Here is a 24,599-nt window from a genome sequence, read left to right as displayed (position 1 = left end):
AGCCTTAGCACCTAAGCTCAAAGATTGTGTGTAATAAAATTTATTGTGTTTGGTATATAGACAGTTTTTGCTATAATCCCGCCTTTGTTGGCTGGTTAATTTCCAGCCATTATTATTTTTGACTTTTATGAGTTGATTTTGCGCTGAATATCAACGCAATCCGTAGTCGTAAAAGTGAACATCCAAATCAGTTGCCGCGGAAATCCAATGAAGTTTATTGTAAAGCTATACCCAGAAATCATGATGAAAAGTAAAACTGTTCGTATGCGTTTTACTAAAATTCTTGAGACCAACATTCGAAATGTACTTAAAAAAGTTGATGACGAAGTAAAAGTACAACGTCAATGGGATCGCATTATGATCCACGTCAACAGCGATGAACAAACGCGCATTAACGCCATTGCTGAGCGTTTAGAATGTATTCCTGGTATTGCTCATGTTGTTCAAGTTGATGAATACAGTTTTGAGTCAATGGATGATATCTACCAGCAAGTACTGCCAGTTTATAAAGAGCAATTGGCAGGTAAAACCTTCTGTGTTCGCGTTAAACGTACTGGTAAGCATGACTTTAATTCAATTGAAGTTGAGCGTTACGTTGGTGGCGGTTTAAACCAGCACACAGATGCTGTGGGTGTGAAATTAAAAAATCCAGATATGACGGTTAATTTAGAAATTGACCATGAAAAACTGTATATGGTTGTGCGCCGTATTCCCGGTTTAGGTGGTTTCCCAATGGCGACCCAAGAAGATGTATTATCGCTTATCTCAGGTGGATTTGATTCAGGTGTATCAAGCTATCAATTCATCAAAAAAGGTGCCCGCACTCACTATTGTTTCTTTAACTTAGGTGGCGCGCAGCATGAGATTGGTGTTAAGCAAGTGGCTTATCATTTGTGGCAGAAATATGGCGAGTCACACAAAGTGCGCTTTATGACTGTACCATTTGAGCCAGTGGTTGCTGAGATTCTAGAAAAAATTGATAACGGTCAAATGGGCGTTATTCTTAAGCGTATGATGATGCGCGCCGCCACTAAAATGGCTGAAAAGTACAACATCCAAGCTTTGGTTACAGGTGAGAGTTTAGGTCAAGTTTCAAGCCAAACTCTGACCAACTTAAACGTAATTGACCGCTGTACGGATTTATTGATTTTACGTCCATTAATCACCATGGATAAGCAAGACATTATCAATGAAAGTCGCCAAATTGGTACTGAAGATTTCGCTAAAGCGATTCCTGAATATTGTGGTGTGATTTCGCAAAAGCCAACCGTTAAGGCTGTACTGGCAAAAATTGAAGCAGAAGAGCTTAAATTCAGTGAAGACTTAATTGACCGTATTGTAGAAGATGCCGTGGTTATCGATATTAAGCAAATTGCTGAAAAAGTTGAAACCACAGTAAGTGAAACTGAAACCGTTGATGCAATTGAAGCTGGCAGTGTTGTGATTGATATCAGAGCACAAGATGAAGAAGAGCAAAACCCACTAAGCATTGATGGCACTGAACTCTTAAAAATTCCTTTCTTTAAATTAGCAACGCAATTTGCTGATTTAGATAAAAGTAAAACCTATTTACTCTACTGTGATCGCGGCGTAATGAGTAAATTACAAGCGTTATACCTGACTGAGCAAGGTCACAGCAACGTTAAAGTATACCGTCCTTAATGGCGTAAAAGGAGTATCGCTAGTCGATGCTCCTACTTAAGCTTTGCAGGCTGTGATGTGTATTTCATATTGAAACTGCGACAGTCATTTTAGCCCATAAAAAAACCGCATTACCATTTAAATGGTCAATGCGGTTTTTTTGTTACTGTTTTTACAGTAAATTAATCAGCAGTGCGCGTTTCAGCGGTAGTGATTGGCTGTTGAACTTCTTTGTCTGCAACTAAAGTGCTGTTAACATCAACCTGAACATTACTTTGCATTTCTGTCATGCTTTGTTGAAGCTCTGCGTTTATTGAAGCTTGAAGGTCGCTGATATCAATGCCTTCTTCATTTGCGCTAGCTGTAAAAGCAAAACAAGAAAGTAAAGCTACTGTAGCTAATGATTTTAAATTGAACATAAAGGTCGCCTCCGGGCTGACTTAACACTGGCGGACACACCCTTACACTGCGTAGAAGTTGTCCAACTCACCATAAATCTGATGGTCATAATTTAACCGAACACAGTGTTCTTTACAAACGACAAAATGTAACGCTATTCATTAGAAAAACTAATTAAAAAACGAGAGATGGATCACTATGTCGCGAAGATTGCCACCTTTGAACGCGGTAAAAGCATTTGAAGCAGCAGCAAGGCACTTGAGCTTTACCCGTGCCGCTGAAGAGTTGTTTGTTACTCAGGCTGCTGTTAGTCATCAAATTAAAGCATTAGAAGATTTTCTAGGCCTAAAGCTGTTTCGCCGCAAAAATCGTTCGCTTTTATTGACCGAAGAAGGTCAAAGTTATTTCCTCGATATTAAAGATATTTTTATCCAATTAGGTGAATCAACCGACCGATTATTAGCCCGAAGCGCCATTGGTTCGTTAACGGTAAGTATGTCACCAAGTTTTGCAATTCAATGGCTTGTGCCGCGTTTGGCTAAGTTTAGTGAGCAAAATCCCGATATTGATGTACGCATTAAAGCTGTTGACAGCGAAACGGGCTCATTGACTGATGATGTAGATGTGGCCATCTATTATGGCCAAGGTAATTGGCCTGGCTTAAGAGCGGATAAATTGCGTAATGAAGTGCTCATTCCGGTGTGTTCACCGCTGTTACTTAATGGACCTAAACCATTAGAGAAACCCAGCGACTTAAAAAATCATACCTTACTGCACGATTCTAGCCGTCATGATTGGCAGGCATGGTTTAGGCAATGTGGAATTAGTGAAATTAATGTTAATTCTGGCCCCATCTTTAGTCATTCATCGTTAGTACTGCAAGCTGCCGCTCATGGCCAAGGTATTGCGCTGGGTTACAGCGTACTCGCAAGGCCGGATATAAAAGCAGGCCGCTTGGTGTGTCCGTTCTCAGAGGTGCTAGTCAGCAAAGATGCTTATTACTTAGTGTGTCAGCAAAATCATTCTGAATTAGGTAAAGTCGCTGCCTTTAGAGAGTGGATGGTAGATATGTTTGCTGAAGAGTCTCGCAGTGAATTACTGTCAGGCTAGGGCTAACTTACCCAAGCTTAACCACATAGCGTAGTAATTAATGCTGTTGTCACTAACAATCGAAGAAACTAATGATATGACCCCCCTAGGCCCAGCTGTAACAAACGATAGTTTAGAAATTGAATCAATCTTACAGGGCGACCCCAGTAAAACATTAGTGGTATTGGCCCATGGCGCTGGGGCTAATATGCACCATGAGTTTATGGTCGATATCGCCAATGGCTTGGTTGCTAAAGGTTATCAAGTATTGCGCTTTAACTTCTTATATATGCAAGCCAATATGCAAGATGGCAAAAGAAGGCCGCCAGATAGAGCGCCTAAACTGTTAATGCATTTTACTAGGCTACTTAATTCCATTGAACAAACCATTGAAGACAATGATCTTGTGGTCGAAAACATTGTGTTAATGGGGAAATCAATGGGTGGCAGAATGGCGGCGACATTGTTAACCGATGACGAACTTATCATTAATGATGAGCAGGTTGAGATCTCTGCTTCAGTTAACGCCTTAATTAAAGGCTGCATTTGCTTAGGTTATCCCTTTGTTCCATTAAAAGGCGGAGAGCCGAGACTTGAGCCGTTAAATAATGGCTTAAAACCATTAATGGTGGTGCAAGGTGAGCGGGATAAATTTGGCGGTATAAGCGAAATACCCCAGTGGGATATAAATAAACAAGTCAAAGTCAGCTGGATAACCGATGGCGATCATAGTTTTAAGCCACGTAAGTCGTCAGGAACCACATTAGAGGCTAATCTGAAGCACTGCTTAACCATATGCGATCAGTTTATTACTGATATTGTGGATTAATTTTCTATAAAGCGAGATATCAATGAGACAAGGTTTATTACTGTTAGCGGCAATCAGTGGTTTTTTAGCGGTTGCTTTAGGGGCTTTTGGTGCCCATGGGTTAAAAAGTATTGCCCCGCCTGAGTTGGTTGCGATTTTTAAACTCGGTGTCGATTATCACTTTTATCACACCTTTGCCATTATTGCCGTAGCGTTAAGTGGTCACTGGATAAGTTCAAAACTGCTGGATTGGGCAGGTTATTTATTCTTTGTGGGTATTTTATTATTTTCAGGTTCATTGTATTTATATGCCTTTACTGGCGCCAAATGGATTGGGCCAATTACCCCTATGGGCGGCGGTTGTATGCTGATTGGCTGGACATTGTTTGCCATTGGGATAGCAAAACATACTAAGCAGAAATAACTTAGCGTCACCTTTGGCAAATATTTCAAAGCAGCAGCTTGTTTATCAAATCTGCTGCTTTGTTGCTTTTATCGGTTTGCCTTTTCTATTTAACACAGCGGCATAATTTTTGAGTATAATGCCCCCATTATTTTGTCCTTCGACCATACTGTGAAGCAGTTATGGTTATAGAAGCTTAAGGCTTATCATGAAAAACCTCTTTATATTTTGCCGCGCAGGCTATGAGAAAGATTGTGCTGCAGAAATTCAACAGCGTGCAGCTGAATTAAATATTGGTGGCTTTGTTAAAACCAATACCAATGATGCTTATGTGATTTACCAATGTTTTGAAGAAAACGGCGGTGAGCAACTGGTAAAGCAAATTGAGTTAAATTCATTAGTGTTTGCAAGACAAATGTTTGCTGCTGGTGAGTTGATAAAAGATTTGCCTGAAAAAGACAGAGTATCACCGATTGTGGCTGCTTTAAGTGAAGTGTCAAAAGCGGGAGAATTACGAGTTGAAACTCCAGATACCAATGAAGCTAAAGAACTGTCAGGTTTTTGCCGCAAATTTACTGTGCCTTTACGCCAAGGCCTGAAAAAGTCTGGCGCATTATTAGCTCAAGAAAATGACCGCAGACCTATCATTCATGTGTGCTTTGTAGCGCCGGGTACGGCTTATGTCGGCTATTCATTATCAAACAATAGCTCACCTTATTTTATGGGCATTCCCCGTCTTAAAATGGCTGCCGATGCTCCGAGTCGTTCAAGCTTGAAATTAGATGAGGCTTTTGGGCAATTCTTGACAAAGGAAGAGCAAGAAGACCGCTGCCGCTCAGGGCTTCATTCTGTGGATTTAGGCGCTTGTCCTGGTGGCTGGACTTATCAGCTAGTACGTCGTGGCATGTTTGTCGCCGCAGTTGATAATGGTCCTATGGATCAGAAGTTAATGGACACTGGACAGGTTAAACATTATCGCGCCGATGGTTTTCGTTTCGAACCACCAAGAAAAAATATTTATTGGTTAGTGTGTGACATGGTAGAAAAACCGTCACGTGTTGCTGAGCTCGTTGAAGCTTGGGCGATTAATGGCTGGTTTAAAGAAGCCATTTTTAACCTTAAATTACCAATGAAAAGTCGTTATAAAGAAGTCAGACAGATTTTAGATACTATGGCTGAAATTTTAAAAGAAAACGACATCACAGATTTTAAATTACAGTGTAAGCACCTTTATCATGATCGTGATGAAGTGACAGTTCACTTATGGGTTAAACCTAATACTGCTTGGGCGTTTAACTAAGCTATTTAGCTGGAAATTTAAACAAGCATTAAAAAGCCCTTAGTGAATATCACTAAGGGCTTTTTTATTATCCTTTAATTAAAACTAGAGTTATTAGCGCTGCAATAACTCAGCTAAAAGGGTAATAAAGCTTATCCTAAACGATCAACAACAGCTTGAGTGAAGTCAGTTGTACCATGAGTACCACCAAGATCGCGGGTTGTGCGGTCGCCTTCTTCAATCACAGCAGATACTGCAGAGCGGATCATTTCCGCTTTGTCAGCCATGCCTAAATACTCCAGCATTTGTATAGAGGCTAGAATCACGGATGTAGGATTTGCAAGATTTTTGCCTGCAATATCAGGTGCGCTACCATGAACCGCTTCGAAAATTGCCGCATCTTTACCGATGTTTGCGCCAGGCGCCATACCTAAGCCGCCAACAAGACCTGCACATAAGTCAGATAGAATGTCACCGAATAAGTTAGTTGTTACCAATACATCAAAGTTTTCTGGATTCATGACCAACTTCATACACGTTGCATCCACAATCATTTCTTCTGTTTCGATATCTGGGTAACGCTGGCTCACTTCACGCGCCACTTTCAAGAATAAACCTGAAGTTGACTTCATGATGTTGGCTTTATGAACGATAGTCACTTTTTTACGGTTTTCTTTACGTGCTAGCTCATAAGCAAAAGTGGTAATTTGCTCTGCACCTTGACGAGTAATGATACTGGTCGCTTCAGCAGTAGCGCCATCGTCAGATACTTTTTGGCCTAAGCCTGAATACATACCTTCAGTGTTTTCACGTACTGTGATGATATCAATGTTGTCATAACGTGCTTGAGTACCTTTAAAAGAAAGTACAGGGCGCACGTTAGCATATAAGCTGAATTTTTTACGTAGGCTTACATTGATAGAGGTAAAACCTTCACCGACAGGTGTGGTTAATGGCCCTTTAAGGGTAATACGGTTTTTTTCGATAAGGTCTAAGGTACGCTGAGGTACTAATTCACCTTGCTTTTCTAATGCGGCTAAACCGGCGTCTGCAAACTCATATTCAAAGTCGCAACCAGCCTTGTCGAGAATTTTTAAAGCCGAATCGATAATGCTTGGTCCAATCCCATCACCTGGGATTACGGTTATAGTACGTTTTGGCATGGATAGTCCTTCCACTTAGTGGTTACTGCATTTTCTTGTTATTGTTTACAACACCTTAACAAGACTACTTACTCACGGTTTTGTTGCGGCGCATTTTAACGAATTTAGATTTTTTTTTACAGTTTTTAGTGAGTTTAATCACATATTTTTTTAAATAATTAAGCTAATCCTCAGGTGATTGCTTTAAGATATTCACAACCATGTAATTGAAAGGCTTATTTCGCGTCATAAATCAGCTTTAGTTGTTAATAAAAGGTTGGTTGTAAAGTTATTTCGCGTGCATAGCATAAGCTGGTGACAGATTTTAAATAGACGACTTTGGTCTACTAACTACAGTCTACTAGCTTTGGGCCTACTAACAATCTAAGGGGCTGCAAAATAACTTGGCACAGTTTAGTCTGAAAGGTCATTAATTAAATTGCGGTGATATTTTCAACAATGCTTTATTAAATTTCAATTATGTTTTCAGTTAATGAATTTAGCTGAACTGTATTTCATTCCATAACAACAATAACGAGGAAGATTTGAAGTTACGTAACCTTATTCCATTGACTCTGTTAGCAGTGTCAATGTCAGCCATATCAGCTGACAACATTAAGCCGTTATTGCTCGATGATATTATGCGCTTTGAGACCTTACAGACTCCCGTTATCTCTGAAAATGGCACAGTGTTAGCGGTTGAGGCTATGCCAGATCGCGGTAATAGCCGCGCTTTAGTCAATCAAGTGGCTACACAAAAGCAGTATCAAATTGATGGTGGCTCTGATGTTAAAGTCAGCGCAAATGGTGATTATGTGATTGCCACTATTGCGCCGAGCTTATTAGAAAAAGAAACCCTCAAAAAGTCTGAGCTTAGTGCAGGGCTTAGCTTACTGAATACCAAAACAGGTAACCAGCAACAGTTTAAGCGGGTTAAACAAGCTGAGTTTAGTACCAAAGGTGATTATTTAGCGGTTTGGTTTGATATTGATGACACTAAAGAAGATGGCAAAGAGGACGCTGAAGAAACGAGCATTAATGGCGCAGATAAAGGCAGTGGTTTTAAGCTCATTCAACTCGCCACCAATACTTTTCAGGAGTTTGACCATGTTACTCAATTTAACTTTGACCGCTCAGGTAACCAATTTGTGGTTGCCATTAATGATATTGCTGCCAAGCAGCATGTGATTAAAAAGGTCGATTTAATCACTAATACTCTAACGCAAGTTTATAAGTCAGACGGTTATCAAGTGGCAGAGCTGAGTTTATCTGATGATGGCAACTGGCTTGGCTTTACCCAAGGGGATGCAAGTGTAGAGCGTGATGAGCGAGAGTATCAACTGAAGCTTTTGGCTCTAGAGTCTCTTAAGCTCAAACAGGTGCCAACAGATGATGACTGGACTTTGAATCAGCATTCAAAAATTTTCTTTTCTGAAGATAGCTTAAGGCTATTTATTGGCCGCGTACCGCAAGTAGATAAAGCCCTGACACTGGCATCAATAGAGTCTGAAGCCGATTTATTTGACCAACAAATTGTTACCGGACTTCGTGATTTAAAAGTGTGGCATGGTGACGACCCAAAAATAAAACCTCATGAAGTAAAACAATATGCCAAAGAGTTAAAGCGCACTTATCTTGCTGTGATGCACGTTAATGCTAACCGTATAGTGCAACTGGCGGATAAAGCCGTACCGGATGTGCACTATGGTGAACAAAAGCGTTATTTATTAGCTACCTCAGATGTGCCTTATCAAAAAATGATCACCTGGGCAGGTTTTTATCAAGATGTCTATCTAGTGGATTTAAATACTGGCCGTAAGCTGCAAATTTTAACTCAACATGCCTCAAGTGAAATGCCAAGCTTGTCTCCTAATGGGCGTTTTGTGGCGTATTATCAACAAGGCGGACTGTTTTTGTATGATATTGCTAATGCCAGAAAACACAGTTTAACCAAAGATATCGCTATTAGCTTTGCAAATGAAGACCATGATTATCCCAGTAATGCGCCAAGTTATGGCTTAGGGCCTTGGCTAGCCGATGATTCAGGCATTATTGGCTATGACAAATATGATGTGTGGCAATTTAGCAGCTCATCGTTTGACGGCTTTATGTTGTCTGCGGGTGAAGGACGTAAAAATCGTCAGCAGTTTAGATTGGCCGGGTTATATGCAACGTCAGATATGCCTGCTGTCATTGAGCAGCAGCAAGCGCTGCTATTGCACGGTTATAATGAACACACCAAAGCTGACAGTTTTTATCGCGCCACTGTTGGCGTCCCAGGAGTGACGTTGCAACTTGAAACCGAGGCAAAATTGACGGTACTTGCCCGCAGTAAAAATAGCGACACTATGGTGTTTTCTAAGCAGCGTTATGATCTTTACCCTGATTTATACACCTCAAGTGTGAATACGCCTAATGAAGCCAGCCAACAAACTGACTTAGATAGTCAGCGAGATGATTTTAATTGGGGCGCTGCAGAATTGGTGCGTTGGCGTGATGGTGATGGCCGCCCAGCTGATGGCGTACTGATTAAGCCCACGAATTATCAAGCCGGTAAACAGTATCCGGTTATGGTGTATTTCTATCGCTTTATGAGCGATCGTTTGCATTCATTCCCGCATATGGCAATTAATCATCGACCAAACTTTGCTTGGTATGCAGATAATGGCTATGCCATTTTCTTACCTGACATTCGTTTTGAAGTAGGTTACCCGGGGATCTCGTCAGTAAAGGCATTAACTGCTGGCGTTCAAAAAATCATTGATATGGGCGTTGCCGACCCAGATGCCATTGGTATTCAAGGCCATTCATGGGGCGGTTATCAAACCGCTTTCGCTGTGACCCAAACCAATATCTTTAAAGCAGCGGTTACCGGTGCGCCCGTGTCGAACATGACTAGTGCTTATAGCGGCATTCGTCATGGCTCTGGCCTTGCTCGTCAATTTCAGTATGAAACAGGTCAAAGCCGAATTGCTGAAAGTTTGTTTAAGTCGCCGCAAAAGTACATTGAAAACTCACCGGTGTTTTATGCTGAACGCATTCAAACTCCAATGATGATTATGTTTGGTGATAAAGATGATGCGGTGCCGTGGGAGCAAGGCGTGGAGCTATATCTTGCCATGCGCAGAACCGGTAAAGATGTGGTGTTTTTACAATATGAAGATGAACCACATCATTTGAAAAAGTACCCTAATAAACTAGATTACACCATTCGAATGAAGCAGTATTTTGACCATTATTTAAAAGGCGTTGCAGCGCCTAAGTGGTTAAAAGAAGGTGAGGCGTATCGAGAATATAACCAAGATTAACGATTACAATTCAATCTAATATTGAACTAAAAATGCCACTGATAGCGATATACAGTGGCATTTTTTATGGGTTCAGCTGAGCGGTTACTGTTCTGAAGTTATTGCTGTTTCTATGCCTTGCTCTGCGGGAATTGGACTGGTTTGTATCGCGTTAAGATCGGTTTCAGTTTGAGGTGCGATAGCGATAATCGGTATTTGCAGAAATTGCTCATAGGTTTCTTGCCCCCAAGCAATCAGCTCACCATCTTTAAATAACAGCGGCGTGCATTCATCTTTAGTGGTTTGACCGTCGGAGGTGACATGGTGAGTGCGGTAAAACATAATTTGAAAGCTGCCATCAGATGATGCTTTGGCCTCTGAAAAATCGGCTCGGCCCATTAGTTGCCTAATGCTATCAATAGTTTGGCCAATTATAATTTCGCTAAGCATTTTATGGTTAAACTCTTGGCGTTCTTGCCAGCTGCGATCTTCTGGCCGAGTCTCGTAGACAAATATAACGAAAATAACAAAAGTGACATATGCAATAAAGATGGTTGCGATTAAATATGACACTTTAGATTTCATCAGGCGATTCCTTGCTTCATTAATGGTTAGCTAACTACTCTAAACTGCTTGAGGTTAATGTTTAGCGGCATATGGCATTGCAGTTGCGCCAATTTATAACTGATTCTTGCCATCTCTTTGCCCTCTGATAATTTTAGCGCTTGTTTCGCACCAAGATTATCCAGTGACTGGTATAAGTTTGCCAAGCTTCTAAACTTGTTTAATAAATCCGCTGCTGATTTTGGCCCAATACCGGTAATACCAGGAACTTTATTCCCCGCGTCTCCCGCAAGCGCGATAAAGTCTAAAATTTGATTTTGCTGCACGGCGAGCTTTTTCTCTAAGGCTTTTATATCAAAATATTGCTGCTTGAAATGATCCCAAATAACAATATTGCTATGCATCAGTTGCCCAAACCCTTTGTCGGTTGACACTATGATGGCCTGACCGTTATTTTCAGCAATTTTAGTGGCCAAGGTGGCAATCACATCATCGGCCTCTGAAATGGCATCATGGGATTGAACATGTTCAATGGCCAGAGCGGTTTTGATATCTTCAAGGCCAGCCTTTAAAGCGACAGGCATAGGCTTACGGCCTTTTTTATAATCAGGGTAGAGCTGTTTACGCCACGATTCTTCATCACCGTCCCACACCATAATGGCATGAGTTGGTTGGTGATGTTTAAGTAATTTTTTACATGCTGACAGTGTGCGCTCTTTAACACTGACGATATCCGTTTCATCTGGCAATACCGCATGAATACGCCTAACAAGATTAAGGCCATCGATAATGAGTAATTTATTCATGGTTTTCTTTTCGTTTGCAGTAAGGTCGCTCACATTGAGCCACTGTATGATTTAATTATAAATTAACCGTCCTTGAGCTTAAACCTTACGGCTTGTTTTTAACAGTGGAATCAATGGCTATTTAAGCGCTACTTGATTAAAAAGCAAGATGTAGACGGCAAAGTAAAGCAATATAACATGTGCTATTTTTTATTATTGATGCGATAGCAAGGAGTATATTCGCTGCCTGGCAGTTTCATTCTTTGTTGCGTTACGAACGCAGCAAGCAGTTTATCCATCATGGTCATCAGCCGCTCATCACCACTTATCTCAAATGGACCTAAGTCTTCAATAAGTTTAATGGTCTCACTTTTGACATTACCGGCAACAATGCCTGAAAACGCCCGCCGTAAACTGGCCGCTAACTCAGCTTTGTTCGGATGAAAAAACAGGTGCAGGTTTTTCATGACCTCGTGATTTGGCTCAAAAGGCAGTTGAAATTCAGGTTCTATTTTCAGCGCCCACTGGTATTGGTAAGCATCACCAAGTTGTTTACGCATGGCTTTTACATCGCTCATGCCTTGTTTCATCAGCTGCGCTACCTTTACAGGATCATCAATAATGATTTGGTATTTATCTCGGGCCTGCTGACCAAGGGTAGCGCCGATAAAGTCATCTATTTCAGTGAAGTAGTCCGCACTTTGTTTAGGGCCGGTTAAAATCAGTGGAAAGGGCAGCTGGGCATTGGCGGGATTAAGCAAAATACCCAAAATATAAAGCAGCTCTTCAGCGGTGCCAGCGCCGCCGGGAAAGATAACAATACCATGGCCTAAACGGACAAAGGCCTCTAAGCGTTTTTCGATATCTGGCATTATCACCAGCTCATTGACTATTTGATTCGGGGGCTCTGCAGCAATAATACTGGGCTCGGTTAAGCCAATATAGCGGGCATCTTTAATGCGCTGTTTGGCATGACCAATGGCGGCGCCTTTCATTGGGCCTTCCATTGCGCCTGGACCACAACCGGTGCAAATATCTAACGCTCTTAACCCCAACTCATAGCCTACTTCACGGGTGTATTGATACTCTATGGGGTTAATGCTGTGTCCGCCCCAACACACTATGACATTAGGATCGATCATCGGTGAAATGACTCTGGCATTACGCAAGATATCAAATACCACATTGGTAATGTGGCTGGCATTGGTGAGATTGATGTGCTTTAGATTGTCATATTTATTGTCGATATAGACGATATCGCGAAGCACAGCAAAAAGATGTTCTTGGATCCCTGCAATGATTTCACCATCAACGAAGGCTTGTGTTGGCGGGTTGATGAGCTCTAGTAATAAGCCGCGTTCACGTTGCAGCACATTGATATGAAAATTGGCGTAGCGCTTGAATAAAGCGTCAGAATTATCACTTTTTAAACCGGAGGCAAGCACTGCCAGTGAGCAGTTTCGCAGTAGTTGGTATAACTCATTTTTAGCACTTTGCTTGAGGCGATCAACCTCCATTTGCGAAAGTTGATCTAAGCTGCCTCTAGGGCTGATCTTTATTATCATATGCAACTCCTTGGTAGAGTTGCAGTAGATACTAGATATCGATTACAACTCTATCTCGACCATTATTTTTGGCTTTATAAAGTGCAGCATCAGCACGTTCAAAGGTTTCTTCGATACGTTCGTTTTCCATGACCTGAGCTGCACCTATGGATAATGTCACAGTAATTCTCTGATTTTTAAACTTAAATGGAATATTCTTAATTTTATCTTTGACCCGATTTAACAATAGACCAATATGCTCTTCATTGACATCTGGTAGCAATAAAACAAATTCTTCGCCGCCATAACGGGCAACAAACTCACTTTCTCTAAGGGAGTTTTTTAGCGCCATGGAAATGACTTGCAGGGTTTTATCACCGGTACTATGACCAAAACTGTCATTGACTGTCTTAAAGTAATCAATATCAGTTACCGCCACCCATAATGGACTATTAAAGCGTTTATGGTTTCTATACTCTTGCTCCATTCTATCTTCTAATGCAGCACGATTTGGCAGTTGGGTTAATGGGTCTAATAGGTTGAGTTTTTGATGCTCAAACAGTTTTTCTTTGTAGCTGTTGGCTTCTTTAGTAATAGAGCTTAGCTCTTTTTTCATCGACTCAACGGATTTACGTAGCAGTGATTGCTCACGAGTTTCAAGGGCTTCTTTACGGTTTAATGCATCTCGTAATGAAGCAAGTTGGACGGTCAGCTCAGTTTTTAGCGCGATGATATCATCGACGTCATCGACAATACCGTCAGCATTATCAACCCGCAGGTTAATTTCTTTATTAAGCTGAGTTTTAATTTGTTGTGAACGCTCGTTATTGTTTGCAGTATTATTGACCACATCACGAACTATGCTAATCGCATCATTTAAGGTATACAGAAAATCCTGAGAGGCGGTTTTTTCTCGGGCAATGTTATTCAGTAAAAAGCTCAGTATTGTTTGATATGACTCAAGTAAAGTATTGAGCTTAATATCACCCATAAGCACTTCTTTCATGACCAGAATTTGATCACGTTGCTCTTTTCTGAATTCTATCTCAGATATTTTTTGGGCTAACTCTTTTGCTAAAATTAAGTGTTGAGGCAAAATGACATGGTCATCAGCATTGGCAAACTTTTGCTGAAGAATTTGCTCGTAAAAGCCGATAACTTGTTCCACCTTAGGAATATATTCCCAAATGGTATGGATCGGCTTATTAAGATCTTTTTTAAAGTAATTAATTTCTTTTTTGATTTCATCAGGGGCAGAATCAACCCGCTGAATCTGGCTGATCACCCGGGACAGGCTGTTGCGACTCTCTTCAAGGCTAGTCATTGTTTGGCTATATTGTGCCTTTAATAACCGCTCAATACCCACCAATTCAGGCAAGGCTTCATCTATTTGCTCAAAACCCTGTAAATGATGTCTCAGTTTGGCAAGGCGATTATCTAATTCAAGATTTTGGCCCTTGCACGCTAAGCTTAAGTGTCCTAAAAATTGAATTAAGGTGCGTAATTTTTCACTACGATCATCATGAATTTCTTCGATAGCTAATTTAGCGGCGTTGAGCTTTTGTTTTAATAATGAAACTTGTGACACCGCTGCTGAAGAGTCTTGCATGCTGTAAGCCTTCTTTGAGAAAAATAAATTTGTTATTAGTCCAATTAACTATATTGGATAACAATACCACTAATTACTTGTTTACACACAATTTTTGTTTGCTTTTTTGATATATATCATTGACTTGTGTGTTATTTGAGCGTAAATCACGTGAGTTGTTAACTCAACCGGTTGGCCACTTAATATCGGCAGCTTGACGATTTGTTTCAGCCCTAATTATGCCTCTTTGCAGTGCATGGGTTAAATTTAAATACAAGGGTTTAAAAAATATCGCCGCAGGGGCAAAATTTAAGCTGCGAATACTGACATAGGTTTGATCCTCATTGAGGCTTTTTGCCGCCGCGAGGGCATATTGCACCGTTTCATATTGTAATTGTGCCGTTAATCTTACATCCGGATTGGCTAGTAATGGCAAGTTAACGTGGCCCATAATGGCGTGTAATGGCTGCTCACTAATATCTGAAAAATTAGGTATATTGCTTTTATTGGCAATGGTGATTGCAGCTAGCTGTGCTTGTAAGTTGGTTAATGTTTGCTGGGCTGATAACTCGTCTGAGAAACATAAGCCAAATTCACCCGGCTTGATGATGAACACTTCACAATGTAAATCCAGTTCTAATTGTTTACTAAGGGATACTGTAATCGCCTTATATTCAGATAAACCCAGATCAATATCAATATCAGCCAGGGCGCGTATATTCACTAAAGCCAGCGTTTTGGGTGAACGGGCACTTGAAAGTAAATTAATTAAGGCCTGGTAACCATTCAGTTGTGTCAGTGGTTCTTGTACGGATAACTGTCGTAAGGTTTGGCAGGTTTGTTTGGCACGATTTAATTTTTTTAGGCTGACAAACCATAAAAAGGCAAAGATAAATATCACCGCAAACAGGATTATAATAGCCTTTTGCTGGTCCTTGTTATCACCCATGTAGTGAGTGAGTTTTTGCTGTAAATTTCTAATTTCTAATTTGAATTTTTCTTCGTTTAAGCTTGAATGAACCATGTCATTGACTGGTGACTCTTGTTCACTTTGGCTAATGGCAACCATTTTATCCATTACCTCAAGGGTAGAGGAAATGTCATCCACTTTACGATAAGCAACGGAAAGGTATTCTAAGGCTTCTTTTTGGGCATCAATCAGTTGTTTTGATTCTGCTATCTCTAGCGCTGCCTCAGCATGTGTAATGGTTTGCTGCCATTGCTGCTGTTTTGAGCTTACCTGAGCAAACAATAACTCGTTATACACTAAGTAGTGTAATACCTTTCTGGCTTTAAAAATTTCATTGGCCATGGTCAAGTAATTGAGGGATGACTGATAATCATCTAAATAAAAGTAGGCTTCGCCGATATTATGAAAGTTAAGGGCTTGACCAATGAGATGACCATTTTGTTGATCAATTTGTTGGGCATTAAGGTAGTAATCAATAGCTTTATTCCATTGTTTTTGCATGCCATAAACCATGGCTATGACTGTCAGGGCCTTTGATTGGAAGGCTTGTTGTCCTAGCTGCTGAAAACTAATGGCGGCATTGTTGGCATTTTTTAGGGCTTCATCCCATTGGCCTAGATCTCGATATAATCGTGATAACTGAAATTGAGTGTGTGCATGTAGCACTGGGGTGTCTAATCGACTGGTAATACGAAATGCTTCGTTATAGTGCTGTAATGCCTTCGCCAGTTGCTGCTTATTAACATAGAACTTACCTAAAGCGGTTTCAGCTTGGGCAATGAAATAATCCACCCGCATTTGGTAGGCAAGGTCACGATACTGTTTGTAGTGATACATGGCTTGGGTATCTTGTTTTAGCAAGCTATTCATGATGCTTAAATAACCTTGTAACACAAATTTAAAGGTCATGGCTTCGCTGTCGTTGAGTGAGGCTATTTTGTTTAATGCCTCTTTGAACAGAATGATACTTTGCTGATATTGCTGATCCTCTCTTCCTCTTATTCTTCCTTCTAAGAGTAAAATTTTTGCTTCATCTAGCGGGCTAATAGCGATTGATTCAAGTTGCCTGGTTAATAAGCGGGCATGACTGACTTCATTAGGGGCTGTGATGGTTGATTGTAAATATAATCTTGCTAGGGTCGCTAAATCTCTTTGTAATTGCTTAGGTTGGTATTTTAACTCTTCAGCCAGTTGTTCAAATTGCTGGCGGTTGTTAAATGATAATGGGAAGTTGGTTTTTTTCTGCAGTTGCTCAAACAACTGAACTGGGCGTTCATTAAACTCAATTTCAGCTTCGATAAAGGTATCCGCAACAACAGGAAAGGCCGACAGTAATATTAAGCTGAGTAAACCACTGATGAGTTTTCGCATGAAGAATGAGCAACCTTATTATAATTTTTGTAAGCTTTTATTGTTACTAGGTGAGTGAACTCACTGTACTTGTTATACTGCGCGCCTTAAGGGAAGAAATTTAATTACAAGTCCTTAAAAACATAACAAGAATAATAACAGAAGGAATCGAGAGTGAAAGCCAAAAAATTGACTATTTTATCTGCCAGCTTACTTTTTAGCGCCAGCAGCCTTGCCCAAGTTAGTTACCAAATCGATTTGACTCAGCCACAGCACCATTTAGCCCAAGTGAATGTTAGTTTCCCTACATCTTCAGCTGAGAATTTAACGGTCAATTTACCCGTTTGGCGTACGGGAAAATATGCAGTGCTGCCGTTAGCTGATGGGGTTCGCTCATTTACAGCAACAGATGAACAGGGCCAAGTGTTACCATGGCAGCGTACTGAGACGGGGGAATGGCAAGTGAATTTGTCAAAACCGACTGCAGTTAATGTCAGCTATCAGTTGTATGCCAATGATTTAGGTACTCGAGTGCGTCATATTGATAGCTCACATGCTTATATCGATGCCAGTGGGGTGTTTATGTATAGCCCAGAGTTTCGTGATGACAATGTGTTGGTTTCAATGAATGTGCCCCAAGGCTGGAACAGTTATTCAGGTATGGCACAGGGCAGCAAAGCCCATTCATTTATTGCTGATAACTATGATGTGTTAATTGACTCGCCAATTGAAACCGGTGAAAACGCCCATTATCGCTTTACAGCTGACGGTCGTGAATATGAACTGGTTTTTTGGGGTGAAGGTAATTACGATGCTCAGCAAATCGTTACAGATTTAACCAAAATCAGCAGCCAAGCTGAGGTGATTTGGGATGACTACCCGTTTGAGCGTTATGTGTATATGGTGCATGCCACCAGTGGCGCACGAGGCGCCACTGAGCATTTAAATTCAACCATTATTCAATTGCCACGCTTTAACTTTAGAGAACGTAAAGATTACCTGCGCTTTATCAGCACAGCATCTCACGAGTTTATCCATACTTGGAATGTCAAAGCTTATCGCCCACAGGGCCTAGTGCCTTATGATTACCAAAATGCCAGCATGACAGAGTTATTATGGATGGCTGAAGGCTCAACCAGTTATTTTCAAAATCAGTTATTATTGCGAGCCGATGTCATTACCCCGAAAGAGTTTTTTGCCGATTTAGCCAAACGGATAAATAACAACCTGCATAAACCGGGTCGTGAAATACAATCGGTTGCGCAAGCCAGTTTAAATGAGTGGACCAATACTGGCGGTGATTATGCCATTAACCATGGGGTCAATATCTATTCTGAAGGCTACTTGGCGTCGTTGTCACTGGATTTTAATTTATTGAAAGACACCCAGTTAGCGCATTCGTATCGTGATGTTCATCGTCAATTATACCGTGACCATAAACTGCCTAAAGGCTATAGCGTTGATGATGTAAAAGGTATTTTAAAGACGCTGGCAGGTAAAGATTATCAGCCTTGGTGGCAGCAGCATATTACCCAGCCATTCAGCTTAGATTTTGATACCTTACTGGCACAAGCGGGTTTAGCGATATCCTATGGCAAAGAGCCAAAGTCGACTGTTTACAGCGGTATGACGTTATCGGGTCAGCATGATGATTTAACACTATCCCATGTCAGCCGTAACAGCCCTGCATGGTTGGCGGGTATTGTTGCTGGCGATGAAGTGGTAGCCATTAACGGTTTAAAAGTCACTGCCGCGGGCTTTAAAAAGCGCTTAGAAGATTTCAGCCCGCAAGACACCATTAACGTAAGCCTGTTTAATAACGACACCTTAAAGCAGCTTGAGTTAACCTTAGATGAGCAACCTAAAGGTGAGCTAGCCATAATCGGTGTTGATTCACCAACGGCTGCACAAAAGGCCTTTCTTAAAGCTTGGTTAGGCATTGACTGGCCATTTGATGAGCAAGGTGAGTTTGCTAAATAAGCTAGTAAATTAATAGTTTTAATCAATTTTTTGATTAAAAGCATAGAAAGTTGCTACAAAAAAGCCCAATAGAAATAAATTCTGTTGGGCTTTTAAATTTGATTAAACCACTAAAGTGAAGTTACAAATTTAGATATTTTCTTCAATAGGCCCTAATGCCTGTTTCATCGCATTAATAAATGCGACTAGCTCGCCGCCCATTAATGCAAAATCGGCATCCAGTTTCGCCAAGGGATCTTCTGTGCCCACATCATCGGTAGCAGCTCTAAATTCTTCAGAGAACTTAAGGCGCTTAACGCTGGCATCAGACTGTAATAAAAACGCAATCGACTTAGCAAAATGCAATGACAGTTTATGTACTTGTTTGCCGGTCGCTAAATGGGCTAATACTTCATCTTCTTGCAGTACTTGCTGCTTAAAGCGCACAATGCCGCCTTCATCTGAATCAGACTTAAGCTCAGCTTCATCTTGCATTTCAAAAGGTTGTGGTGATGCGCCGTTTCTTAACCATTCGGTTAACGTGGTTTCAACTGGCGTAGTAAAGTGCAGCGGCACAACCGGTAGGCTGCCCAATGCTTTACGTAGTAAGGCTAATAATTCTTCAGCTTTAGTGGCGCTTGAGCTATCCACTAAAATCATCTCTAACTCAGGCATGATTAACGCATGGGTTTGGCTACGACGAGAAAAAGCACGAGGCAACAGCGTCATGGTTATTTCTTCTTTCATCGTATCTTTTTCTTTCTTAGTCACTTTACGGCTTTCTTGATCTTCAATTAACGCCACTTTTTCATCAAGCGCTTCTTTGATCACTTGGCCAGGCAGGATCTTCTCTTCTTTGGTGACACAAATTAAATGACGATTTTCAGCGCTGTGAACTAATGCTTGGCCTTTTTTACCCAATGCATTAGAAAAACCAAACTTACTGATGTCTTGGCTTGAGCATGGTGAAAAGGTGAAGTCAGCTAATGCTGTTTCAAGTGCCTCTGTATCGGTACTGAAAGGCTTATTAAAACGATATAGGGTGAGATTTTTAAACCACATGAAAGACACTCTTCGAAAATTAAAAATGCAGTTTACGGTATCGTGGCGCTGGGGTAAACCACCATCCCCAATCTGTTTGATTGTCGTGATAGCAGAATTCATCAAATTGTCACAAAAGGCCAATCACTAATATTACCTTTATATTTCAGTGTGTTGAGCGTTTTGTTTTGTTATTGAATTAGTTTGTTCTAAATAAAAGTCCTGTTTTGAAATATTTCTGCAACAAAAGGTGTGCAATATTCGCCTCGTTCCCAAGCTATTAGGTAGCAGGTTTCTGCTCGTTCCAACTGATTAGCTGCACAGAAAAAGGTGTAAAACACCAACTATTAAGTCTAAAGGATGAAATGATGAACACTTTTTATAAAACGCTAGTTGCTTCTGCTATTGCTGCTGCCACGCTTTCAACCGCTCAAGCGGCAGAGCCACTTGAAATTTACGGTAAGCTCAATGTTTCAATTCAATCAAATGATGACGGTTCAGGTTCAGAAACACGAGTGCAAAGCAATGCATCACGATTTGGTGTGAAAGGCGCTTTCGAATTAAACAGTTCTTTAGAAGCGTTTTATACTATCGAATATGAAGTGGCAACTGACTCAGACAGCTCAAACAACTTCAAAGCCCGTAATCAGTTTGTTGGCCTAAAAGGCGACTTTGGTTCATTCGCGGTGGGCCGTAACGACACTATGCTGAAAAAGTCGCAGGGCAAAGTCGACCAGTTTGGTGATTACTCAGGCGATTTGAAAAACTTATTTGCTGGTGAAAACCGTATAGCAGAAACCGCAACTTACTTAACGCCTAAGTTTGGTGACTTCCAAGCGGGCGTGACTTACGCTGCATCAGGTGACAGTAAGCAAGCAGATGAGGATGGTTTCAGTATCGCTGCAATGTACGGTGACTCAGGGCTGAAGAAAACCCCAATTTATGCATCGGTTGCCTATGATGCTGAAGTTGCAGGTTATGATATTGTTCGTGGTACAGTACAAGGTAAAGTCGCAGGTTTTGTACTTGGCGGTATGTACCAACAAGAAGAAAAAGTCGATAGCGGTGATAGCAAAGATGGCTACTTACTCAGCGCTGCTTATAAAATTGACAGCGTGACCCTAAAAGCCCAATACCAAGACATGGAAGATAAAGGCGATTCATGGTCAATTGGCGCAGATTACTCACTAGGTAAGCCAACGAAGTTATTTGCTTTCTACACTGACCGTACTTCAATGGGTACAGTGGAAGATGCAGATGGTAATGATATGGATATCTCAATCGACGAAAGTTACTTTGCTGTAGGTATCGAACACAAGTTCTAAGTATCGCTTTATTAAAAGCGGTTTAACCGAAAATGTGTGATACATAACAAAGGAGGCATATCGCCTCCTTTGTGTTTTTCAATACATTAATTATGGCGTAGCGTGATAGATTTATGACAAAAATATGATTTTAATTCCATTTAGGGCCTTGAGATCATATTTCTGTAATAAAACTGACCAATAATACTAACGCGGCAAACTACTCACAGATAATATTATGACAGCTAAGATTTTAATTGTAGAAGATGAGTCAGCCATTCGAGAAATGCTGACATTTGTTATGGAACAACACGGCTTTACTACAACGGCTGCTGAAGATTTTGATTCAGCAATAGACCTACTGCAAGAACCTTATCCAGATCTGATTTTATTAGACTGGATGTTCCCAGGTGGAAGTGGAATACAATTAGCTAAGCGTTTAAAGCAAGATGAGTTTACTCGTCAAATTCCTATCATCATGTTAACCGCTCGCGGTGAAGAAGAAGATAAGGTTAAGGGATTAGAAGTCGGTGCAGATGATTACATTACTAAACCGTTTTCACCAAAAGAGTTAGTGGCACGTATTAAGGCTGTGTTACGCCGTAGTGCGCCAACACGACTTGAAGAGCTTATCGATGTGCAAGGGTTACAATTAGATCCGGTAAGCCATCGTGTCTCTGTTGGTGAGTCAGTGCTAGAAATGGGCCCAACCGAGTTTAGGTTACTGCACTTTTTCATGACTCACCCTGAACGTGTCTATAGCCGTGAACAGCTATTAGACAATGTGTGGGGCACCAACGTCTATGTTGAAGATCGCACTGTCGATGTCCATATACGCCGCTTACGCAAAGCCGTTGAAGACTCAGGCCATGATAAACTGATTCAAACCGTTCGCGGTGCGGGATATCGTTTTTCAACCAGAATGTAATTACTCACTATCAGCCAAAGCCTAATATACTGTTGTATTTCACTTTTGTTGTTTAGGTAAATGTAAATATTGTTATTTATTTACAGTAATTTAAGTGTAATTCAACGGCTTGGCTATAGTCAGTAACATGGTTTTAAGTTATCTTGTGAACCATTATTTTTCGACCGACAATACGGTAAAAAATCTGCTTAAGATTTTTTACCATCATAATTAGGCCGCTTATGTTTCGAGCTTACTCAGGGTCCAGACTTCTCCTTCGCCTTGTGGGGATCTTGTTGATTTTTGCCATCATAGGCATGATCATCAATCAAGTTTATATGAGTATTATTGTCGGTTGTATTGCCCTTTTAGGCTGGCATTACCGCCAAATTACCCGCTTAAATTACTGGCTTTGGAAAGACCGCAAACTCACTCCACCTCAAGGCACTGGCAGTTGGGAAGGTATTTTCAATGGCATATACCGCCTGCAAGGTAAAAATCGTCGCCGAGTTGGCCAGTTAGCGTCAATTTTAGGCCGCTTTAGGCAAGGTGCTGAAGCCTTACCAGATGCTGCGGTCGTACTTGATTCTGAACTCAATATTTTATGGTGTAACAAACTGGCGCAACTGCTGCTGGGTTTTGTTTGGCCCCAAGATAGCGGTCAACGCATTGATAACCTCATCCGTCATCCTGATTTTTCGGCCTACCTTAAGTCTGGTAAATTTAACGAGCCATTAGAGCTACCCTCACCACTATCGGATCAACGCTTATTAGAAATACGCTTAATGAGCTATGGCGACAGACAGATGCTACTGATTGCCCGTGATATTACCCGCATTAATCAGTTAGAGGGTATGCGCAAAGAGTTTGTTGCTAATGTATCCCATGAGCTAAAAACCCCGCTTACCGTACTGCAAGGTTATCTTGAGATCATGCAAAGCATGGAAGAGCCTGACAGCATGAACCATAAGCCACTTAAATTGATGCAGCAGCAAACTAGGCGAATGCAATCAATGGTGGAGCAGTTATTAGTGTTATCGCGTATTGAAGATGGGGCTGATATTGATTTAGAAAAAACCATCAATATGCAGGTCATGTTGGATATTTTAAAAGATGAAGCCTCGGCATTGGCAATGGATCAATACCAGCTTGAGTTCATTTGTGAGGATAATTTAAATTGTCACGGTAACGAAGTGCAATTGCGAAGCGCCTGTACTAACTTGATTTCAAATGCGATTCGTTACACAGAGCCAGGCGGCAAAATTACCATTCGCTGGGAGTTAGTCCCAAGCGGCGCTAAATTTAGCGTAACCGATACCGGCCTTGGGATAGCGCCACATCATATAAGCCGCTTAACCGAACGTTTTTATCGGGTTGATAATGCCCGCTCCAGTAAAACTGGTGGTAGTGGTTTAGGGCTAGCGATTGTAAAGCATGCGCTTAATCATCATTACAGTGAGTTGCACATTACCAGTGAGTTAGAAAAGGGCAGTTGTTTTAGCTTTATTATTCCAGCACATTTGGTGATTAAGGGGTAATGACTTTCCCCTAAATTTTTAGCATTAAAAAAGCAGACATCAATGTCTGCTTTTTTGTTTGTGTGACTTGTTGTGATAGCTGGTAAATTGCTGGTTCTGACAAGCTTTTGGACAAAAATCATTTAGATTATTTACTTAAATCGAGAGTCATCGGATTAGTTCAGGTATCTAAAACTCCAAGGTCTCACCATCAGCAGGAATAAGGACTTTATCTGACAAACCGTTTTTATCAATTGCTTCTTTAAGAATTGGTCGAGTCACTGCACAGTGATTGAGTGCCTCCATATGGTTCGCAACCACCTTATTAGGGGAAAGGCGAATAAACTCCATGACCTCATCAATAGACATCAATAACGGTTGACCAACGTCCATACGAGCACGACCTGCCGCGACTACTGTGATATCAGGTTTCAACTCAGTCAACGCTCGTTTTACATCATCGGTTAGAACTGTATCACCGCTAATGTAAATAGAAGGCTCATTGGGGAGCTCCAAGAAAAATCCAACACCATTAGCCATTACCTTGTGAATCCATCCATGGCCGTGCAAAGCCGGTACCGCGGTGAGCTTTCCGTCTAGAAAGTCGATAGTTTGCCAGTCTTCAATTCCCCAATTTACCGTTAAGTCGTATTTTTCTAGGTAAGCCTTATCTTTGGCTGGTGTCGCAACTGGGATATTACGACTTGTTAAAAACGTCTCACCTGCCGGATCTAGGTGATCTCCATGTTGTAATGCCTTGATACCAAGTGTTTGACTGTGAGTAATTAAGGTATGAGTAACCTTGTTTAGTAGCTCATCGGCATTACTTGGCATCTCAACGGTTGGATTTTTCGCGGCCTTAGCCTTAATGACTGAAAACGGAGGCATAGAGCCTTTTTTCCCCAACATAGGATCAATAAGGATAAATGTTTCGCCAGATTCAATGATAAAAGTTGCGCTACGTAGGTGGTGGATCTTCATAATGCCTCTCTAAACTCACTAAGAAGTCATGTTCTCTATAC

General features: G+C 41.1%; 19 protein-coding genes. 10 read left to right on the top strand and 9 right to left on the bottom strand.

Annotated elements, in window-relative coordinates; genetic code table 11:
• Window positions 1-207 precede the first annotated feature (207 nt).
• The gene (gene thiI / locus Q4591_RS04915; RefSeq protein ID WP_102519847.1) at window positions 208-1,662 is read left to right on the top strand and encodes a tRNA uracil 4-sulfurtransferase ThiI; all 1,455 of its coding nucleotides are present in this window, start codon (window positions 208-210) and stop codon (window positions 1,660-1,662) included.
• A gap of 161 nt (window positions 1,663-1,823) precedes the next feature.
• Here the strand turns inward: thiI and Q4591_RS04910 are convergent, their stop codons facing one another.
• Window positions 1,824-2,060, bottom strand: a complete 237-nt coding sequence (locus tag Q4591_RS04910) for a hypothetical protein (protein ID WP_102519846.1) — start codon at window positions 2,058-2,060, stop codon at window positions 1,824-1,826.
• Window positions 2,061-2,238: 178 nt separating this feature from the next.
• On the opposite strand from Q4591_RS04910, the gene Q4591_RS04905 reads away from it, so the two are divergent.
• From Q4591_RS04905 to rlmM, 4 genes are all read left to right on the top strand, one after another.
• Window positions 2,239-3,150, top strand: coding sequence for a transcriptional regulator GcvA (locus Q4591_RS04905; RefSeq protein ID WP_076540323.1), 912 nt, complete (start codon window positions 2,239-2,241; stop codon window positions 3,148-3,150).
• A 76-nt stretch (window positions 3,151-3,226) separates the two neighbouring features.
• Window positions 3,227-3,958, top strand: a complete 732-nt coding sequence (locus Q4591_RS04900) for an alpha/beta family hydrolase (protein ID WP_102475428.1) — start codon at window positions 3,227-3,229, stop codon at window positions 3,956-3,958.
• A gap of 22 nt (window positions 3,959-3,980) precedes the next feature.
• Window positions 3,981-4,361 (top strand): DUF423 domain-containing protein, encoded by a 381-nt coding sequence (locus Q4591_RS04895; protein WP_102439527.1) that lies wholly within the window; start codon window positions 3,981-3,983, stop codon window positions 4,359-4,361.
• Window positions 4,362-4,548: 187 nt separating this feature from the next.
• Complete coding sequence (gene rlmM / locus Q4591_RS04890) at window positions 4,549-5,640, top strand: 23S rRNA (cytidine(2498)-2'-O)-methyltransferase RlmM (protein ID WP_303459690.1); 1,092 nt, start codon at window positions 4,549-4,551, stop codon at window positions 5,638-5,640.
• 131 nt (window positions 5,641-5,771) lie between these two features.
• Here rlmM and Q4591_RS04885 read toward each other — a convergent pair whose 3' ends face one another.
• The gene (locus Q4591_RS04885) at window positions 5,772-6,782 is read right to left on the bottom strand and encodes an isocitrate dehydrogenase (RefSeq protein WP_102439529.1); all 1,011 of its coding nucleotides are present in this window, start codon (window positions 6,780-6,782) and stop codon (window positions 5,772-5,774) included.
• Window positions 6,783-7,306: 524 nt separating this feature from the next.
• On the opposite strand from Q4591_RS04885, the gene Q4591_RS04880 reads away from it, so the two are divergent.
• Complete coding sequence (locus Q4591_RS04880; RefSeq protein WP_102475387.1) at window positions 7,307-10,069, top strand: prolyl oligopeptidase family serine peptidase; 2,763 nt, start codon at window positions 7,307-7,309, stop codon at window positions 10,067-10,069.
• An 84-nt stretch (window positions 10,070-10,153) separates the two neighbouring features.
• Here Q4591_RS04880 and Q4591_RS04875 read toward each other — a convergent pair whose 3' ends face one another.
• From Q4591_RS04875 to Q4591_RS04855, 5 genes are all read right to left on the bottom strand, one after another.
• On the bottom strand, window positions 10,154-10,633 hold the full coding sequence (locus Q4591_RS04875) for a DUF3192 domain-containing protein (RefSeq protein WP_102439531.1): 480 nt from the start codon (window positions 10,631-10,633) through the stop codon (window positions 10,154-10,156).
• A gap of 26 nt (window positions 10,634-10,659) precedes the next feature.
• Window positions 10,660-11,418, bottom strand: coding sequence for a flap endonuclease Xni (xni, locus tag Q4591_RS04870; protein ID WP_102439532.1), 759 nt, complete (start codon window positions 11,416-11,418; stop codon window positions 10,660-10,662).
• 182 nt (window positions 11,419-11,600) lie between these two features.
• Window positions 11,601-12,962 (bottom strand): nucleotide 5'-monophosphate nucleosidase PpnN, encoded by a 1,362-nt coding sequence (ppnN, locus tag Q4591_RS04865; protein WP_102439533.1) that lies wholly within the window; start codon window positions 12,960-12,962, stop codon window positions 11,601-11,603.
• A gap of 31 nt (window positions 12,963-12,993) precedes the next feature.
• Entirely contained in the window at window positions 12,994-14,550 is a 1,557-nt protein-coding gene (locus Q4591_RS04860) for a GGDEF domain-containing protein (RefSeq protein WP_102439534.1), read from the bottom strand.
• Between the two features lie 163 nt (window positions 14,551-14,713).
• Window positions 14,714-16,870: a tetratricopeptide repeat protein gene (locus tag Q4591_RS04855; protein ID WP_102439535.1), complete on the bottom strand. Its 2,157-nt coding sequence runs from the start codon at window positions 16,868-16,870 to the stop codon at window positions 14,714-14,716.
• A 153-nt stretch (window positions 16,871-17,023) separates the two neighbouring features.
• Between Q4591_RS04855 and Q4591_RS04850 the strand changes: the two genes are divergently transcribed.
• Complete coding sequence (locus Q4591_RS04850; RefSeq protein WP_102530932.1) at window positions 17,024-18,829, top strand: M61 family metallopeptidase; 1,806 nt, start codon at window positions 17,024-17,026, stop codon at window positions 18,827-18,829.
• A gap of 129 nt (window positions 18,830-18,958) precedes the next feature.
• On the opposite strand, the gene rdgC is transcribed toward Q4591_RS04850, so the two are convergent.
• Window positions 18,959-19,870 (bottom strand): recombination-associated protein RdgC, encoded by a 912-nt coding sequence (gene rdgC / locus Q4591_RS04845; RefSeq protein ID WP_303459685.1) that lies wholly within the window; start codon window positions 19,868-19,870, stop codon window positions 18,959-18,961.
• 344 nt (window positions 19,871-20,214) lie between these two features.
• Here rdgC and Q4591_RS04840 point away from each other — a divergent pair, with 344 nt between their 5' ends.
• The 3 genes from Q4591_RS04840 (at window position 20,215) to phoR (ending at window position 23,598) form a co-directional block, all read left to right on the top strand.
• Window positions 20,215-21,174, top strand: a complete 960-nt coding sequence (locus Q4591_RS04840; RefSeq protein ID WP_102439537.1) for a porin — start codon at window positions 20,215-20,217, stop codon at window positions 21,172-21,174.
• 217 nt (window positions 21,175-21,391) lie between these two features.
• On the top strand, window positions 21,392-22,081 hold the full coding sequence (gene phoB, locus Q4591_RS04835) for a phosphate regulon transcriptional regulator PhoB (protein WP_102439538.1): 690 nt from the start codon (window positions 21,392-21,394) through the stop codon (window positions 22,079-22,081).
• Window positions 22,082-22,302: 221 nt separating this feature from the next.
• Entirely contained in the window at window positions 22,303-23,598 is a 1,296-nt protein-coding gene (phoR, locus tag Q4591_RS04830; RefSeq protein ID WP_102439539.1) for a phosphate regulon sensor histidine kinase PhoR, read from the top strand.
• A gap of 168 nt (window positions 23,599-23,766) precedes the next feature.
• Here the strand turns inward: phoR and Q4591_RS04825 are convergent, their stop codons facing one another.
• On the bottom strand, window positions 23,767-24,558 hold the full coding sequence (locus Q4591_RS04825) for an MBL fold metallo-hydrolase (protein ID WP_102475385.1): 792 nt from the start codon (window positions 24,556-24,558) through the stop codon (window positions 23,767-23,769).
• Window positions 24,559-24,599: the final 41 nt, after the last annotated feature.

This window comes from Shewanella sp. 3_MG-2023, from assembly GCF_030548765.1.
GTDB lineage: Bacteria > Pseudomonadota > Gammaproteobacteria > Enterobacterales > Shewanellaceae > Shewanella.
This window is presented reverse-complemented; position numbering and strand designations above follow the sequence as displayed.